The sequence below is a fragment of the Bacillus sp. CCNWLW194 genome (assembly GCF_037120585.1).
Taxonomy (GTDB): domain Bacteria; phylum Bacillota; class Bacilli; order Bacillales; family Bacillaceae_G; genus Bacillus_A; species Bacillus_A basilensis.
Genome location: NZ_JBBBBL010000015.1, coordinates 17593 through 34777 on the forward strand (window position 1 = coordinate 17593; position 17185 = coordinate 34777).

Here is a 17185-nt window from a genome sequence, read left to right on the forward strand (position 1 = left end):
ATTTTTTTTATATGGTACAGAAGCAACTCGTGCAGGTATTATTACGATGCTAAAAGACCGTAAATATATAGATGTGAAAAAAAACCAAGTGTATGCGACTGATAAAGGAAAAGTATTAATTACCGCAATCGGTGACAAAATACTAGCTTCACCAGAAATGACCGCAAAATGGGAGCAGCGCCTTGCGGAAATTGGTGAAGGCACGGCTTCACCAGCTACATTTATGGAACAGACGAAAAAGTTATCAGCTAAAATTATTGAAGATGCGGTTGAAATGTCTGAGAAGTGGGATTTCACCGGATTACATGTTGAATCGATTGAGCGAAAAGGATCGAAATTTACAACGGGTAAAAAGGTTGGTAGCTGTAAAAAATGTGATGGTGATGTAATTGATAAATCAACGTTTTATGGTTGTTCTAATTACAACACGACACAATGTGATTTCACCATCTCGAAGAAGATATTAAGTAAAACAATTTCGCAAAAGAATATGACAAAGCTCTTAAAAGATGAAAAGACCGATTTAATTAAAGGTTTTAAAAAAGGTGAGAAAACGTTTGATGCGAAGTTAGAGTGGAAAGATAATCAGATTAATTTTGTGTTTGAGAATTAAGTTGTTTCAACAAATAAAACAATATGATAGTTAAATTGTACCCTATAGAATAGACGCTTAAAAAAGTCTATTCTATAGGGTATTTTTTTGCATAAGGAGTACTTTTTAGTTTTATTAAAAATAAAATATACAATAAAATATTCTTTATATTTGATAATTATTTATTGTAAAACAATAAATAATGTATTAGAATCAATATCGTACTAAATTAGTGAGGAGCTTTTGATAGAAAAGGTAACAACGCTGTTTTTTTATTAGAGGAGGTAAAACTATGAACAATCACAATTTGATTATTGAAAATATTGACAACCCTCATGAGTTGGAGAAGATGTATAGAAAAGACCCGAAAGCTTTTAAAAAATCATTCTCACAAGCATGGGCTCAAAACCCTGATTCTCAGGTTCTAGGTGCTTGGTATGAAAGGTTACATTTCAAGGAGACGGCAAATACGGAAAAAAAGTCGTTGTTTCAAAAAGGTTTCTTATTCATGGGCATGTTAGCTATTCTGGCTGGGATAAGCACCAGAATCATTTTCTACTTTGTCGAACAAGAAGCAATTGCTCCAATTAACCTGGCTTTTGGTGTAATTCCCTTTATTGTCGCTTATTTTATCTACAATAATACGCCAAAAAAAAGTATTATTTATTCCCTTATAGCATTGTTCCTAATTTCCGGGATATATCTTAATACGTTGCCATTAAATTATAAAGACAGTATTATCCTTGCTTATTTACATCTTCCTATATTCTTATGGGTCTTGGTAGGGCTTGCGTTTACAGGAAATGAATATTCAAAAGGTAGTACAAGATTAGCTTATATTAAATTTAATTTGGAATATGCCCTTCTCTACGCCAGCATGGCAGTTAGCGGAATAATTCTAGCAGTATTCACCATGCGTTTATTTAGCTTTGTTGACTTGGATATAGGAGAATTCTATTTTAGTAATGTTGTTTTATTTGGTGCTGCTGCTCTCGCTATTGTGGCTGCATATTTAGTATCAATGAATCTTAAACTTGCTAAAAATATTACACCATACATATCTAAAATTTTTAGTCCTCTCGTCCTGATTACGTTACTAATCTATCTTATAACGGTTATATGGGTCGGGAAAAATCCTTTCTTGGACCGCAATTTCTTAATGGCCTTCAACGGAATACTCCTTGGCGTATTGGCTGTTACCATATTTTCTATTGTTGAGAGTGACTCAGATGAGAAAAAGAACATTTCAGATTATATAAATTTTGCCTTAATTGTTCTTGCGCTTATTATTGACACTGTGGCTTTGTCAGCCATCATATTCAGACTTTCTTCTTACGGGATTACACCTAATAGACTTGCTGTTTTAGGGGTAAACATACTGATCTGGGCAAATTTAATTTGGATTATGTTTTCCTATATGCGTTTCTTGCAAAACAAATCAGGACCAACAGCTATCCAAGATGCCGTTACGAAGTATTTACCAATTTACGGACTTTGGGCAGCTTTCGTTATATTTACTTTTCCTATAATGTTTAATTAGAAAGACATTGTAAATGTAACGACAAGCTAATTTTCTATCACGTATAAAATCCTTAGAGCCGATAATTATCGTTACTTCTATAAGTTCTCGAAAATAAAAAAACGTCCCAAAGTAGGACGTTTTTTTATTATGTATATTGCTTTTTTTTCTTAATAAGTAATAACACTTGTGACACACAAGCAAGTACTGGTAGTTCTATTAATGGTCCAATAACTAACGCAAGAGCGATAAGTGGTTCGTCTGGAAAAGCTGTTATGGCAATAGCGAGTGCAACAGGCGAGTTTCTTGCTAATGTTGTTAAGTTTAGACTTACTGTATCTTTATAAGATAAACGCATAATACGACCGATAAATTGTCCTAGTACAAAATTAATGATGAAGAACAATAGAACAGGAATGAGTAATAATAAAACGACATTCATATTTTGTAGTAAATATTTCCCTTGTGATGCAAACATCGCTACTATTGCTAAACTTAAAAATACAATTTGGGTAGAGCTGAAAAACGGAATGAGTTTATTCTCAAGTGTTTCAGCTTTTTGCAATTTATTCATAATGAATTTTGTAGCGTGTGCAAGTAAAAATGGTAAGACGATTACGATAATAATACTTTCTACTAAAACAGAAACCGCTACAGTCTTCATGACACCAGCGAATAAAAATAAATAAATTGGAAGGAGTAGTACTTGCAAAATTAAATTTACCGGTAAAATCGCAGTAGAAAGTGCTACATTTCCTTTCGCTATTTCAGTAAAGATTAAGTACCAATCTGTACATGGAGTAACCATTAACATGATAAATCCAATCCAAAGCGCTGGGTGATCCGGAAGAAATAGTGCTCCTAATCCCCAAGCGAGTAAAGGTGTCCATAAAAAGTTAATAGTAAGACTTGTTCCAGCAAATTTTAAGTTGCGAAATCCATTTTTTATTTCTTTCAATGGTATGCTGAGGAATAATCCATATAGCATGAAAAATAAGAAGGGGACAATAAATTGCTCTGAATACATATGTATGAAATTAAATTGCCCGAGTATGATGCCGCATGTAACAGCAAAAAGAATAATAAAAGTTTGAATCTTTTCTATAGTGCTCATGAGTAAAACCTTTCTAAATATGAATTTTCCTTTCTAAGTTTATTATACAAGTAATATAGAGGTATTTGGTGTTCAATTGAGTTTCGGTTAATGTTTTTAATCCGAGATATTATTTTATATTCAAAGTTACTTGACTAAAGTAAGTAGATATATTACAATCACTTACATAAGGTAATTAAATAACAAAAAGTTTTAATTACCTTTACTTAAGGTATCAATTGGAACTTTTTATTAGAATAAGAATTTTTATGATGATGAATAATGAATATGATAAGAAAGTTTAGGTGAAGAAAATGGGATTATTTAGCTCGTTATTTGGTAAAAAAGAAGAAAATACAAAAGTAGAGGGGAATAAAACAATGTCAAAAGTATTATTTGTAAAAGCAAACGATCGTCCAGCGGAGCAAGCAATTAGTTCAAAAATGTATGAAACATTTGTAAGTACTTATAAAGAAGCTAATCCGAATACAGAAATTACAGAGTTAGATTTATTTGCATTAGATCTTCCTTATTACGGAAATGTCGCTATTTCAGGTGGATACAAACGTAGTCAAGGTATGGAGTTAACAGCTGAAGAAGAGAAGGCTGTTGCTACAGTAGATCAATATTTAAATCAGTTTTTAGAAGCTGATAAAGTTGTATTTGCGTTCCCACTATGGAACTTTACAGTACCAGCACCATTAATCACATATATTTCATACTTATCTCAAGCTGGAAAAACATTTAAATATACAGCTAATGGTCCAGAAGGTTTAGCTGGTGGTAAAAAAGTAGTTGTATTAGGTGCACGTGGTTCAGATTACTCTTCAGAACAAATGGCTCCTATGGAAATGGCAGTGAATTACGTAACAACTGTACTTGGATTCTGGGGAATTACAAATCCAGAGACAGTTGTAATTGAAGGACACAATCAATATCCAGATCGCTCACAACAAATTGTTGAAGAAGGTTTAGAGAACGTTAAGAAAGTAGCGGCGAAATTTTAATTAATAGTAAATGTAAAAACCAACATGGATGACCATGTTGGTTTTTTAGTCTATTTCTATGTTAAAAAATGTATATTTATAAAATAAATGAAAAGTTTGAAAATAGTATTGCAAAATATTATATATCAAACTATAATGAGTTCAAGAATAGTTGATAATCGAATTAAATATTCAGAAAATTCAATTAGTTAAAAATGGAAAATGAGATAAGGAAATTTGAATGGGGGTTATATTATGGCGAATAAAGTACCGTTTTCGTTCATAGTAGTTATTGGATTAATGTTATTTGCACTATTTTTTGGAGCAGGAAATTTAATATTCCCGGCAATGCTTGGTCAATCGGCAGGAGAGAATGTGTGGATTGCTAACGCTGGATTTTTAGTAACTGGTGTTGGATTACCGTTACTAGGTGTACTAGCATTTGGTTTTTCAGGTAAAGATGATTTACAGTCATTAGCAAGTCGTGCTCACCCAGTGTTCGGGATTGTGTTTACAACAGTTTTATACTTAGCAATCGGTCCGTTATTTGCAATACCGAGAACAGGAAATGTATCTTATGAAATTGGTCTTAAGCCGTTTATGCCAGAGGGATTAGGTTCTACACCTTTAATTCTTTTCACAATTGTATTCTTTAGCATCACTTGTTTTTTTTCGCTAAATCCCGCGAAAATTGTCGATATTGTTGGAAAAATCTTAACGCCAATTAAATTAACATTCATCGGTATTTTAGTAATCGTTGCTTTTATTCACCCGATTGGAGAAATGCAAGCACCAGTTGAAGCTTATACATCACACGCATTCTTTAAAGGATTCCAAGAAGGATACTTAACGATGGACACGCTTGCATCATTCGTATTCGGAATCATCATCATTAATGCAATTAAAGAAAAAGGTGCGAAAACGAAAACGCAAATTATGGTCGTTTGTGCAAAAGCGACAATCATTGCAGCATCTATTTTAGCAATTATCTATACAGCTCTTTCTTATATGGGTGCTTCAAGTGTTGCAAAGCTTGGACATTTAGAGAACGGCGGAGAAGTATTAGCGAAAGTTTCTAACTACTATTTTGGATCATATGGTGGAGTATTATTAGGATTAATGATTACAGTAGCTTGTTTAACAACTAGTGTAGGACTTGTATCAGCATGTTCTTCATTCTTCCATAAGTTATTCCCAAATGTTCCTTACAAAGCAATTGCAGTCACGCTATGTGTATTTAGTGCAATTGTTGCAAACGTAGGATTAACACAATTAATCGCAGTTTCTGTTCCAGTATTAACAGCAATTTATCCACTAGCAATCGTATTGATTTTCTTAACATTCTTCCATTCATTATTCAAAGGAAGAGCTGAAGTTTATCAAGTGAGCTTAATCGTAACATTTATTATCAGCTTATTTGATGGATTAAGTGCAGCTGGAGTTAACATTGAAGTAGTAAGCCAAGTGTTTACTAAATTCCTTCCGATGCAGGAAGTAGGATTAGGCTGGATCTTCCCAGCGATTATCGGTGGATTTATCGGATATGGCATTAGCGTTTTAAAACCAAAAAATCAAATTCAACCAGCAGCAAATACGAATAAGAAAATAGGTTAAGTAAAAAAGTTATAGAACTTGTTTCTATAGCTTTTTTTGTTACTATTAATAATGAAAGAAAATAAAGTAGTAGGGGAAATAAAATGAAAAAAACAATTGATCATATAGGAATCGCAGTTCGAGATATAGATAGTACGATACGTTTTTATGAAAAGGTATTGTTAGGGACATTAATAGATCGTTACGTAAGTGAAGCACCGGGTGTGGAAAGTGAAGTAGCTATTCTTGAAGTGGATGGAGATAGAATTGAATTACTTGCGCCGACAAATAACACTACTTCACCAATTGCCCGATTTATAAAACAAAAAGGTAAAGGTGTACATCACGTTGCGTATCGTGTAGATGATTTAGATATAGCTTTAGAAGAATTAAAAGAACAAGGAATTCGAACGTTAGAGCATACACTTCGAATTAATAAACACGGCAGAAGATTAATCTATCTTAACCCAGCGGATACAGAGGGAACAATCATAGAGTATTGTGATTATCCGGAAGAGAAATAGAAGAAAGATATTTTTAAAAAGGTGTTACATAATAACGTAATACCTTTTTATTTATGTATTTCACACTTTCTTCACAAATGATTCACGATAACTTTTCTTCTTCAGGAACTTACGTAAATATATTTTATGATATAATAACAATCGGCCTTAAAAATGTAAGTAGTATCTATGAAGGTAGTTACTATTATATTAGAAGTTTAGAGGTGAGAGAGAAATAAAGAGTTATACTGTATAGAAGTTTATATTTAATCAAGTTAATATTTCGCCGATGGATTGAATTTGGAAGTAGATGTAATAAAAGTATAGCAATGAGGAAGAAAGAAGTGAAATGATTGTGAAAGTAATGAGAAGGTTAGGGGCATGGCTATTACTTGCGTGTGTGCTTATCATATTAATACCGAAAAGTGCATCTGCTCATGCGTACGTTGTGAAATCAAACCCTGCTGAAAATGAAACATTGAAGAAAGCACCATCTATTGTGAAAATCGAATTCGATGAGGACATACAAGTTTCAAGTTTTAATATATTGTACGTGAGAGATACATCAGGTAAAAGGGTCGATTTAAAAGATGCTCATATTGATAAAAAAAATAAAAAGCTATTAGAAGCTGGATTAAAAGAGAATCTCAAAAAAGGTCTCTACTCTATTCAGTGGAAAGTGATTTCAGCTGATGGACATCCAATTCAAGGAGTTATTCCATTCCGTATTGGATTAGCTGAAGTGGGAGCAGACGATGTACAAGTAGAAGAGATGGGGTATGTCCCGCAAATTGATATGATTATGGAACGTGGAATTTTATATACAAGTTTCTCACTATTTATAGGAGTTCTATTCTTTAATCTTATTATGTATAAAGGGAACGTAATAGAAGTTCAATTAAGAAGTAAAAAAATAATATGGATTTCATTAATTGGTATATTCGTTAGTTTATTATTCAATCTACCACTGCAAGCGAAAATAAATGCTGATGTTTCATGGCTAGAAGCATTCAATCCTTTATTATTAAAAGAAACGTTACAGCTTTCTGTTTTTGGTTATGTATGGATTACTCAAATGGCTCTTATAAGTGTACTTATAATCGCTTCGTATTTTGCGATGAAGCGTGAGAAGCTTTCGTCGTTTAAAGTATGGAGCATTCCATTGCTATTGTTTATCGGGATACTTGTTATGAAAGCCTTTAATAGTCACGCATATGGTTTAAAGTTTAAAGATATTGCTGTCGTTATGGATTTTCTACATTTATTCGCAGCTTCATTATGGGTGGGTGGTTTATCATCTATTATTCTTCTTTTACGTAAAGAGGATAACAAGTGGAATATGTATTGGGATATGATTAAGCGTTTTTCACCGTGGGCAACAGGTGCTGTCATCGTGATTTTAATAACAGGTCTTTTTAACAGTACATTTTTTATTCCAACAATCCACTCGTTATTTGATACAAAGTATGGATTAGCTTTATTAGTAAAGATACTTTTATTCATTTTCATGGGGATATTGGGAATTGTTCATTATGTGAAAGGGAAAATGAGAGCGGAGCAAGGATTAGGCGCTACGTTGAAAGTAGAGTTTATCATTGGAATTATCATTTTTGTAATCGTAGCTTTTATGACAAACGTACAAACACCACCGATGCCTCCTACTGGACCTTTTACAGAGAGTAAACAAGTAGATAATGGATATGAAATTACGCTAAATGTGAGTCCTAATAAGGTAGGACAGAATACATTTCATGTTACTGTGAAGGATGAGAATGGCCAACCTGTTACTGATATGGAGCAAATTACACTAACGACTCAATCGTTAGATATGAATATGGGAAAAGGATCATTTAAAGTTTCGGCAGTTTCACCGGGAGAATATGAAGCAGAAGGTATGTATATTAACATGACAGGTAACTGGAATATACAAGTACACGGATTAACAAAATCGCTTGATAGCTTTGATACAGATTATAAATTTATTGTAGGTGGCAGATAAAGTGAAACTTTAATCAGTGGGGGGTATCCCCCACTGATTATTAGCCCGCCCCAATTGTGCTTTTACGGGCAGTTGATCCCCGCCTAACTTCTTTGCCTTCGCTGAATTTTGAAATAGGGGTCATACTGCCCGGCGAATAGCGGGGTAAAGAGGCATTATAGATAAAAGGGAGTAAATAGAAAATGAAACGTATAAAAAAATTAGGAACAATAATGATCGCAACAATAATTGCAATGGGAATGTTTTCGTTACCTGTTAGTGCGCACGTAACTGTGAAGCCAGCAACTTCTGACATTGGCTCTTGGGAGACTTACACGATAAAAGTACCAGTTGAAAAGAATATAGCAACAACAAAAGTTACACTGAAAATACCGTCTGGTGTGGAATTCCAACAGTATGAACCAGTGCCAGGATGGAAAGTGGAAGAGCAAAAAGATAATGCTGGAAAAGTGAAAACTGTAGTATGGGAAGCAACAGGAGAAGGAATTTCACCTGGTCAGTTCCAGCGATTTACTTTCGTCGCTAAAAATCCGGATAAAGAACAAAAAATAGCTTGGGATGCATATCAACAATATAAAGACGGAGAAATTGTTGAATGGACAGGCGATGAAAAAGCTGAAAAACCGCATTCACTTACTACAATTGCAAAAGGTACGTCATTAACAGGAGAACATGGTGAAGTGTCTAGTGTAGAAAAGAATGAAGGTACTAGTAATGTACAAGTAATAGCAATTGTTTTATCTATTTTGGCGATTGTATCGTCGGTAGGTACGTGTGTTTTTGTAGTACGTCGTAAAAAATAAGTAACATTGAAAGGTCTCATTGAAAGTAATGAGACCTTTTTTATTAGTTTTAGGGATTAGTAAAATGAGGATAGCAACATTGTTGTAGTCACTATATAACAAAATTTATTGATACGTGGAAATCAATTGATGGTCATTACGTCTTCCGGCACGGAATCATGTTCTAGCCAGTTTTCAATTAAAGTATTAAATAACTTAGGGTCCGCTAAAGAAATTCCATGACCGATTTTAGAAATAATAACACCTGTGCAATTGGGATTACTTTCAAGGATTTCAGTCAACGAGTCTTTCATGATTCTTTTTTCGTTTTCTCCAACAGTTACTAATATATTACCATTAGCATTCTCAAAGTTTTTTGGTATTGTAAACGACATGTTTTCTTTTAGCATCCTTATGAAGGTATTTTTACTTATTTGACAACTGTCATGATAATAGTGGTCAAAGTATTCTTTATCTATGTATATTGATTTGGCTTGTATTTTCGAAAACGTCCTACTCTTTATAAGAGGGTAGGTTAGCCCAATAGATTTTATAAATGTGCTAGCAAAAGGAATGGATTTGACTAAGGCACTGTTTATCATAGCATATTGGATTAAGTCAGGTTTCATGCTAAGCATCGCAATTAACACTTGAGCACCTAATGAAAACCCAATTGCTATAATAGTTTTACCTTGTCCTTTTTCTTCAATTAGTTCAATGATTTTTTTAGCACTAAAATGTATTGAGAAATGATCTTTATTTCTGTTTTTTCCTTGATCAGGTAAATCAGGAACAAGGCAGTGAAAGTTAGTAAAATGTTTAATTTGTTTGTCCCACATCCATCCACTGACTCCGCCCCCATGAATAAAAACCATAAGTGGAGAACTTGTATCTCCAAATTCTTTATAGTGTAAAACCATATAACTCCCCCCTTATAATTGGAATTGTAAATCCACCCATCTGTACTAGAGATAATATTTTTGCTACTTAATTATCATCATACAATAAAAAATTTTCATCTGTTAAAATTCTAAGTGACTTTACTCATGAAATGATAAGAAAGAGCCTACAAACAGTAGGCTCTTTCTTATGTTTATTTATTTCACTTCAACCCGCTGTCCTACAGTAAGTGTTTTCGGCTTTATATTTACGAAACAAATACTCACTACAATAAATAATAGTCCGATGAATAGGCTAATAGTAATGGCCTCATGTAAGAAAATTGAACTTACAATTATAGCGATTAGAGGAATGAGAAATGTATAAGCCCCAACTTTACTTGCTTCACCAGCTCCAACGAGTGTGAAGTATGCAAGCCACCCCATTGCAATAACAAAGAATGAAATAAATAGTAGTACACTAACAAATGGCATACTCCAAGCGATACTAGACCAACTTTCAAATTCTGAGCCAAATCCGACTAAACAAAGACCGCCGATCAGAAGCTGAAGTGTTACCATCCAAATGGCATTCACACGGTGACCAGTTTTCTTAATAAATACTGTTCCAAGTGCCCAGCCAATAGCACATCCTAATGCAAGAAGGATTCCAATGACAGAAATATGTCCAGTTAAACTACTAGAGCTAATAACTCCTACACCAATAAATCCGAGTACAAGCCCGAAAATTTTTAAACCGTACATTGATTCTTCAAGCCATATCCACGAGAAAATACCAAGTAAAACAGGTTGTAGAAATACGATGGCGGAAAATAGACCAGCAGGCATATATTGAAGACCAACAGTTTGTAACCCGTAAAATATAATGATGTTAAGTAAAGAAGAAATAACGTATAAATGCCAAGTTTCTTTTAAATGTAATTCTTTATATTTTGGTAGAGCGAAAAGGAGTAAAATGAATCCTCCAATTAAAGTTCGAATGCCTGCAAATAAAACGGGTGGTGTATAATGCAGGGCAAACTTAGATAAAGGCCAATTGATTCCCCACATAAAAACGAGGAAGGTAAGGATTATGGCCGTCTTAGTTCGAGAAAGCTGTGTCACTGTAAGACCTCCTTGATGTTATTCATTTCATTATGATATGATATCGGCTGTGATAAATAAAATGAATCTTTTTTATGAGGAGTATAAGTGATTAGTTATGACCATTACACAACTTCAAGTGTTAATAAAAACTGTTGAGTTAGGTAGTTTTACGAAGGCTGCCAGAGTGTTAAATATGACGCAGCCCGCGGTTAGCCATGCGATTTCAAGTATTGAGTTAGAATTAGGGGTTACGATTCTTATACGGGATAAACGAAAAGGGCTAATCGTTACCGATGTTGGAAATAGAATTCTTGTACATATTAGAGAAATTTTGAACGGTGTTGAGAAGATTGAACAAGAAGTTGCGATGGAGAAGGGGCACGAAGTTGGGACGATTCGAATTGGGAGTTTTCCGAGTGCTTCTGCCCATTTTTTACCCAAAATGATAAACCTTTTTAAGGAGAAGTATCCGAACTTAGAAGTCGTTCTTTGTGAAGGAACAATTAAAGAAGTTGAAGATTGGTTAGTATCGAGAGTTGTTGATATAGGAATTGTTATTTTGCCTAATAAAGATATGGAGATTGTCCCATTAACAAAGGGGAAAATGGTTGTTATCTTAAGAGAGGATCATCCTCTTTGTAAGAAGGACTCTATTGCAATTAATGATTTAGAGAATGAACCGATCATATTATGTAAGGGCGGATATGAACCACCCATTATCGATATGTTTAAACAAGCCAACGTACCACTTCGAGCTGAGTATATAATTTCGACAGTTACTACAGCTTTAAATATGATTCAAGAAGGATTAGGCATTGCAATATTAGCTGAATTATCTTTAACGAATTTACCCAAAAATGTGCAAACAAGAGAATTGGAACCACAAGTATGGAGAGAAATTGCTTTAGCTGTTCCTTCATTAAAGGATTCTTCAATCGCTGTGCAGCTATTTATTGAAGAATTTCAAGCGCTATTTGCAGAATAAAAAGAGGTGTCTCATATATCATAATGGGACACTTTTTAATTTGTTTATAAAAAATCTATGAAAAGGATTGACTTATCTTCTTGTTGTAACTATAATGATTACATCGAGGTGGTGATCATGATGAAAATTAGTAGCCGCTTTTCTATAGCTGTTCATATTTTATCTATTTTGAAAAACAATCCATCTTCAGTTTGTACTTCAGACTATATAGCTGAAAGTGTAAATACGAATCCAGTAGTCATTCGTAAAATTATGTCGTACTTGAAGCAAGTTGGTTTTGTTTACGTAAACCGAGGTCCAGGTGGCGCAGGGTTATTAAAGGATTTACATGAAATCACGTTGTTAGATGTGTATCATGCGGTAAATGTAGTGGAAGAGGATAAATTATTTCATATTCATGAGCAACCAAATCCAGATTGTCCAATTGGAGCAAATATTCAAGCTGTATTAGAAGTTATATTAATACAAGCGCAATCCGCGATGGAAGAAGTTTTGAGAAATATTACGATGGAGCAGCTGTTTGAAACTTTGCAAGAAAAAATGAATGCTTAAATAATATTTATATTTTTTTAATATAAATGTAACCTATACGGTTACAACTATAAAGGTAAGGTGTAAAAGTTATGACTGTAAAAATGAAAGTATACTCAGATTTTATATGTCCATTTTGTTTTTTAGCAAAAGGTCCATTAGATGAAGTAGCGAAAGAGAAAGATGTAGAAATTGAATGGATGCCATTTGAGTTGCGCCCAAGTCCCTATTCAAAAATAGATCCATGGAATGAGCCAGAAAAATTAGGTTCATGGGATGCTTTCATTCTTCCAACTGCGAAGAAATTAGGAATCGATATGCGTTTGCCACGTGTTTCTCCGCATCCATATACACATTTAGCTTTTGAAGGGTGTCAATTTGCGAAAGAACGTGGACTAGGAAATGAATATCATCACCGCGTATTCACAGCATTTTTCCAAGAAGAGCAAAACATTGAAGATATTGATGTGTTAACAAAATTAGCAGTAGAAGTAGGACTTCCTGAAGCTGAATTTAAAGATGCTTTAGTAACTCGCAAATATAAAGAAAAGCATCAAGAAGCAATACAGCATGCATATGATGAAGCGAATATTATGGCTGTTCCAACTGTCATGATTGGGGATGAAGTCATTCAAGGTCTTGCTAGTAAAGAAACGTTACAAAGAGTTATTGATAAAGAAATTGAAAAGGATAAAACAAATTCATTTGAAGGCATGCAATGTAGTACAGATGGATATTGCTAATTCGCTTGTTATGAAATAACAAAATAAATAATAAAACAAATATTTGGAGGAATTATTATGTCAGCAACTACAACAAACTTAAAAGAAGCAATCGTGAACCGTCGTTCCATTCGTAAAGTAACAAAAAATGATGCAATTACGAAAGAAAGAATTGAAGAAGTATTAAAAACAGCTTTACACGCACCAACATCTTTCAATATGCAAAGTGGTCGTATGGTTGTATTAATGGATGGAGAGCATGAAAAGTTTTGGGATATTGTTAAAGAAACACTAAGAGCCCGCGTACCAGCAGAAAACTTTGAAGCGACTGTAGAGAGATTAAAAGGTTTCCATGCAGGTGTTGGGACTGTGTTATTCTTTGAAGATCAAGCTACTGTAGAAAAAATGCAAGAAAATGCACCATTATATAAAGATCAGTTCCCATTCTGGTCTCATCAAGGAAATGCGATGTTACAACATACTGTGTGGATGCTATTATCTGCTGAAGGAATTGGGGCGTCATTACAACATTACAACCCAATCGTAGATACTGAAGTGAAAGAAACTTGGAACATTCCGGCAGAGTGGAGCTTAGTAGGACAAATGCCATTTGGTGAACCAAACGAACAACCAGGAGAAAGAACGTTCTTGCCTACTGAAGATGTAGTGAGATTTTATTAAGAAATACAATATGTAACGAGAAGGAAGCTGTGCTTAAAAACAGCTTCCTTTTTTGTAGTGGTGTTAATTTATGCGCATTTAGGGAAGAAATATAAGAAATAATCCGGTGAGAAGGGAATTAGAAAAATGAATGATGAGAAAAAATATACAGTGGTAGGTACTGATGTTGAGGAAGTAAAGCGTTTAAATAAAAATGCAGGGTTAACGTATAATCAAGTGAAAGAAATGTTAGCGAAGCAAATGCAAAAAAAGAAGTAATTAGATTGAAATCTTTCATTTTTTCATTTAGCATTTTGATTGGAGAGAGTTAAGTAAAAGGTAACTCTCTTTTTCGTATAGCTAAGCATCTTATAGAGTGGAGGAAGCAACATGAAGAAATGGGTAAAGGTAACGCTGTCTATCGCTGGAGGCATTGTCTTATTAGTGTGTGCCGGCGGATATTACGTGTATAAAAATTTTTTTCCAAAGGAACCTGAGCGTATTGTATATGATAAAGAAAGAGTGTTGAAACCGATACATAATCAGCTTAAAGGAATCAATATAGAAAATGTAAAGATAAAAGAAAAAGAAGTCGTAAATGCGACTGTAGATGAGCTTCAAAAAATGATTGATGATGGAAAGTTGTCATATGAAGAATTAACGAGTATTTATCTCTTTAGAATACAAGAACATGATCAAAATGGAATATCATTAAATTCTGTTACAGAGATAAACCCTAATGCGATGGAAGAAGCAAGAAAGTTAGATCAAGAGCGAGGTAGAAACAAAAAGTCGAATTTATATGGTATTCCTGTCGTTGTAAAAGATAATGTACAGACGGAAAAAGTGATGCCGACTAGTGCAGGAACGTATGTATTAAAAGATTGGATTGCAGATGAGGATGCGACGATTGTGAAGAAGTTGAAAGAAGAAGGTGCTTTTGTTTTAGGAAAAGCGAATATGTCTGAATGGGCAAATTATTTATCCTTTACAATGCCTAGCGGATATAGCGGGAAAAAAGGACAAAATTTGAATCCGTACGGTCCGATTACGTTTGATACATCAGGATCAAGCTCTGGATCTGCTACAGTAGTTGCGGCAGATTTTGCGCCGCTTGCAATCGGGACAGAAACGACTGGATCAATTGTAGCACCAGCGACGCAGCAATCAGTAGTTGGATTACGTCCATCACTAGGTATGGTGAGTAGATCAGGCATTATTCCGTTAGCTGAAACGCTTGATACAGCAGGGCCGATGGCAAGAACGGTAAAGGATGCGGCAACGTTATTTAACGCAATGGTAAGTTATGATGAAAAAGATACTATGACAGAAAAAATGAAAGAAAAAGAAAGAATTGATTATACGAAGGATTTATCAATAGATGGATTGAAAGGGAAAAAAATAGGGGTTCTTTTTTCAATAGATCAACAAGATGAGAATAGAAAGAAAGTAGCAGAAAAGATTAGAAAAGACCTTCAAGATGCAGGTGCGATATTGACTGATGATATTCAGTTAAACAGCGAGGGTGTAGATAATCTGCAAACATTAGAATATGAATTCAAACATAATGTTAACGATTATTTTTCACAGCAAAAAAATGTACCGGTAAAATCGTTAGAAGAGATTATAGCGTTTAATAAAAAGGATAGTAATAGACGAATAAAATATGGACAAACATTAATTGAGGCGTCTGAAAAATCTGTTATAACGAAAGATGAGTTTGAAAAAGTAGTGCAAACGAGTCAAGAAAATGCAAGAAAAGAGCTAGATAGATATTTAGTAGAAAAAGGTTTGGATGCTTTAGTTATGATTAACAACGATGAAGTTCTTCTATCAGCTGTAGCTGGCTATCCAGAATTAGCGGTGTCAGCAGGATATGATAACAATGGAGAGCCAGTAGGTGCAGTGTTTGTCGGGAAGCAATTCGGTGAGAAGGAACTGTTCAATATTGGTTATGCGTATGAACAGCAGTCTAAAAATAGAAAACCACCTGAATTGTAAAAGGGTAAACGAAAAAAAGAGCTCCATTGAAGTAAGTAGGTGGCTAATGTAAATAGAATCTAACAATATAAAAAGAAAAAAAGGATTCTTTCTAATTAGTAAGAAAGATTGTCTATAGAAGTTCATAAAATGTAATATATTCAATTTCCATCCACTGAAGGGGGAGGTTAAATCTTAATGAATGAAGTGAAAAATTTCTTTCGAAGTAGAGGGTTTCAACGGTTTCTCGTTTTAATAATAGTAGCGTTAGTATTATATGGATTAAAAAGTATGATCAATTTAATATTAATTACGTTTATACTGACATTTTTAATGGATCGTTTTCAACGTTTTATTTCAAAGAAATTGAAAGTGAATCGGAAAATTGTTATCGCCTGTTTGTATATCATATTAGTTTCCTTTATTGGCACGACATTGTATAAATATTTACCTGTGTTAACGATACAAATTTCACAATTGATTTATCAATTTAAATTGTTTTTTCAAAACCCACCTGATAATGAAATCATTAAATATGCACTTTCGACAATTAACGGAATGGAAGTATCAAAATATATAGAACAAGGTGTAGATGTCATATATCAATCGATTGCAAATATAGGAAAAGTCAGTTTGCAAATATTACTCTCACTTATTTTAAGTTTATTTTTCTTGTTAGAAAAAGAACGCATAATATCATTTACTTCGAAATTTAAAGATAGTAGTCTGAAGGTTTTTTATGAGGAGATTGCATATTTTGGTGAAAGGTTTGCAAGATCGTTCGGTAAAGTAATTGAAGCGCAGTTTTTAATTGCAGTTGTAAATTGTATTCTTACTGTCATTGCATTAATTGTTTTAGGATTTCCGCAGCTTCTCGTATTAGCTGTCATGATTTTCTTACTTGGATTAATCCCTGTTGCCGGGGTAATCATTTCCTTGTTTCCACTTTGTATTATTGCATATAACGTAGGCGGAGTTATGTACGTTGTATACATACTTGTGTTCATTACAGTAATCCATGCTCTTGAAAGTTATTTTTTAAACCCGAAGTTTATGTCTGCGAAAACGAATTTACCAATCTTTTATACATTTATGATTCTCATCTTTTCAGAACATTTCCTCGGAATCTGGGGGCTTATTATCGGGATACCAATCTTCATCTTTTTCTTAGATGTACTTGATGTAAATAATGAGGAATCGATTAAAAAATAGAAAATAAACAAAAAAGCAATCCAAAATAAATTGGATTGCTTTT

16 protein-coding genes and 1 pseudogene are annotated in these 17185 nt (G+C 33.8%); 14 read left to right on the forward strand and 3 right to left on the reverse strand.

Translation table 11 applies throughout. The annotated features are described in order from the left end of the window. Positions 1 to 13: 13 nt before the first annotated feature. Together topB and V7S50_RS26385 are read left to right on the forward strand one after the other, a co-directional pair. Positions 14 to 613: pseudogene (gene topB / locus V7S50_RS26380) on the forward strand (DNA topoisomerase III); the annotation flags it as partial. A gap of 271 nt (positions 614 to 884) precedes the next feature. Continuing rightward, positions 885 to 2132: a DUF4153 domain-containing protein gene (locus tag V7S50_RS26385; RefSeq protein ID WP_242251517.1), complete on the forward strand. Its 1248-nt coding sequence runs from the start codon at positions 885 to 887 to the stop codon at positions 2130 to 2132. 127 nt (positions 2133 to 2259) lie between these two features. Here the strand turns inward: V7S50_RS26385 and V7S50_RS26390 are convergent, their stop codons facing one another. Further along, complete coding sequence (locus tag V7S50_RS26390) at positions 2260 to 3225, reverse strand: arsenic resistance protein (protein WP_242251518.1); 966 nt, start codon at positions 3223 to 3225, stop codon at positions 2260 to 2262. A 293-nt stretch (positions 3226 to 3518) separates the two neighbouring features. Here V7S50_RS26390 and V7S50_RS26395 point away from each other — a divergent pair, with 293 nt between their 5' ends. From V7S50_RS26395 to V7S50_RS26415, 5 genes are all read left to right on the forward strand, one after another. Then, complete coding sequence (locus V7S50_RS26395) at positions 3519 to 4211, forward strand: FMN-dependent NADH-azoreductase (protein ID WP_063224235.1); 693 nt, start codon at positions 3519 to 3521, stop codon at positions 4209 to 4211. Positions 4212 to 4445: 234 nt separating this feature from the next. Further along, complete coding sequence (gene brnQ / locus V7S50_RS26400; protein WP_063224234.1) at positions 4446 to 5804, forward strand: branched-chain amino acid transport system II carrier protein; 1359 nt, start codon at positions 4446 to 4448, stop codon at positions 5802 to 5804. A gap of 83 nt (positions 5805 to 5887) precedes the next feature. Beyond that, positions 5888 to 6307 carry a VOC family protein gene (locus V7S50_RS26405; protein WP_060630450.1) on the forward strand — a complete coding sequence of 140 codons (420 nt, stop codon included), beginning with the start codon at positions 5888 to 5890 and terminating at the stop codon, positions 6305 to 6307. Positions 6308 to 6635: 328 nt separating this feature from the next. Continuing rightward, positions 6636 to 8285 carry a copper resistance CopC/CopD family protein gene (locus V7S50_RS26410; protein ID WP_242251519.1) on the forward strand — a complete coding sequence of 550 codons (1650 nt, stop codon included), beginning with the start codon at positions 6636 to 6638 and terminating at the stop codon, positions 8283 to 8285. Between the two features lie 182 nt (positions 8286 to 8467). Next, on the forward strand, positions 8468 to 9088 hold the full coding sequence (locus V7S50_RS26415; protein ID WP_242251521.1) for a YcnI family copper-binding membrane protein: 621 nt from the start codon (positions 8468 to 8470) through the stop codon (positions 9086 to 9088). A 122-nt stretch (positions 9089 to 9210) separates the two neighbouring features. On the opposite strand, the gene V7S50_RS26420 is transcribed toward V7S50_RS26415, so the two are convergent. Both V7S50_RS26420 and V7S50_RS26425 read right to left on the reverse strand, forming a co-directional pair. Beyond that, a complete protein-coding gene (locus tag V7S50_RS26420) occupies positions 9211 to 9987 on the reverse strand; it encodes an alpha/beta fold hydrolase (RefSeq protein WP_242251523.1) in 777 nt (258 codons plus the stop codon). Positions 9988 to 10164: 177 nt separating this feature from the next. Continuing rightward, positions 10165 to 11070, reverse strand: coding sequence for a DMT family transporter (locus V7S50_RS26425; protein ID WP_242251524.1), 906 nt, complete (start codon positions 11068 to 11070; stop codon positions 10165 to 10167). A 97-nt stretch (positions 11071 to 11167) separates the two neighbouring features. Between V7S50_RS26425 and V7S50_RS26430 the strand changes: the two genes are divergently transcribed. The 7 genes from V7S50_RS26430 to V7S50_RS26460 all read left to right on the forward strand — a co-directional run bounded on the left by V7S50_RS26430 (position 11168) and on the right by V7S50_RS26460 (position 17142). Next, a complete protein-coding gene (locus V7S50_RS26430) occupies positions 11168 to 12037 on the forward strand; it encodes a LysR family transcriptional regulator (RefSeq protein WP_063224229.1) in 870 nt (289 codons plus the stop codon). A gap of 120 nt (positions 12038 to 12157) precedes the next feature. Then, on the forward strand, positions 12158 to 12589 hold the full coding sequence (locus V7S50_RS26435; protein ID WP_242251525.1) for an Rrf2 family transcriptional regulator: 432 nt from the start codon (positions 12158 to 12160) through the stop codon (positions 12587 to 12589). 71 nt (positions 12590 to 12660) lie between these two features. Then, positions 12661 to 13311, forward strand: a complete 651-nt coding sequence (locus V7S50_RS26440; RefSeq protein WP_063224227.1) for a DsbA family oxidoreductase — start codon at positions 12661 to 12663, stop codon at positions 13309 to 13311. A 57-nt stretch (positions 13312 to 13368) separates the two neighbouring features. Beyond that, entirely contained in the window at positions 13369 to 13971 is a 603-nt protein-coding gene (locus V7S50_RS26445; protein WP_242251526.1) for a nitroreductase family protein, read from the forward strand. A 126-nt stretch (positions 13972 to 14097) separates the two neighbouring features. Continuing rightward, on the forward strand, positions 14098 to 14229 hold the full coding sequence (locus V7S50_RS26450) for a hypothetical protein (RefSeq protein WP_277930045.1): 132 nt from the start codon (positions 14098 to 14100) through the stop codon (positions 14227 to 14229). A gap of 111 nt (positions 14230 to 14340) precedes the next feature. Further along, a complete protein-coding gene (locus V7S50_RS26455; protein WP_242251527.1) occupies positions 14341 to 15951 on the forward strand; it encodes an amidase family protein in 1611 nt (536 codons plus the stop codon). Between the two features lie 177 nt (positions 15952 to 16128). Continuing rightward, positions 16129 to 17142: an AI-2E family transporter gene (locus V7S50_RS26460; protein ID WP_098721736.1), complete on the forward strand. Its 1014-nt coding sequence runs from the start codon at positions 16129 to 16131 to the stop codon at positions 17140 to 17142. Positions 17143 to 17185: the final 43 nt, after the last annotated feature.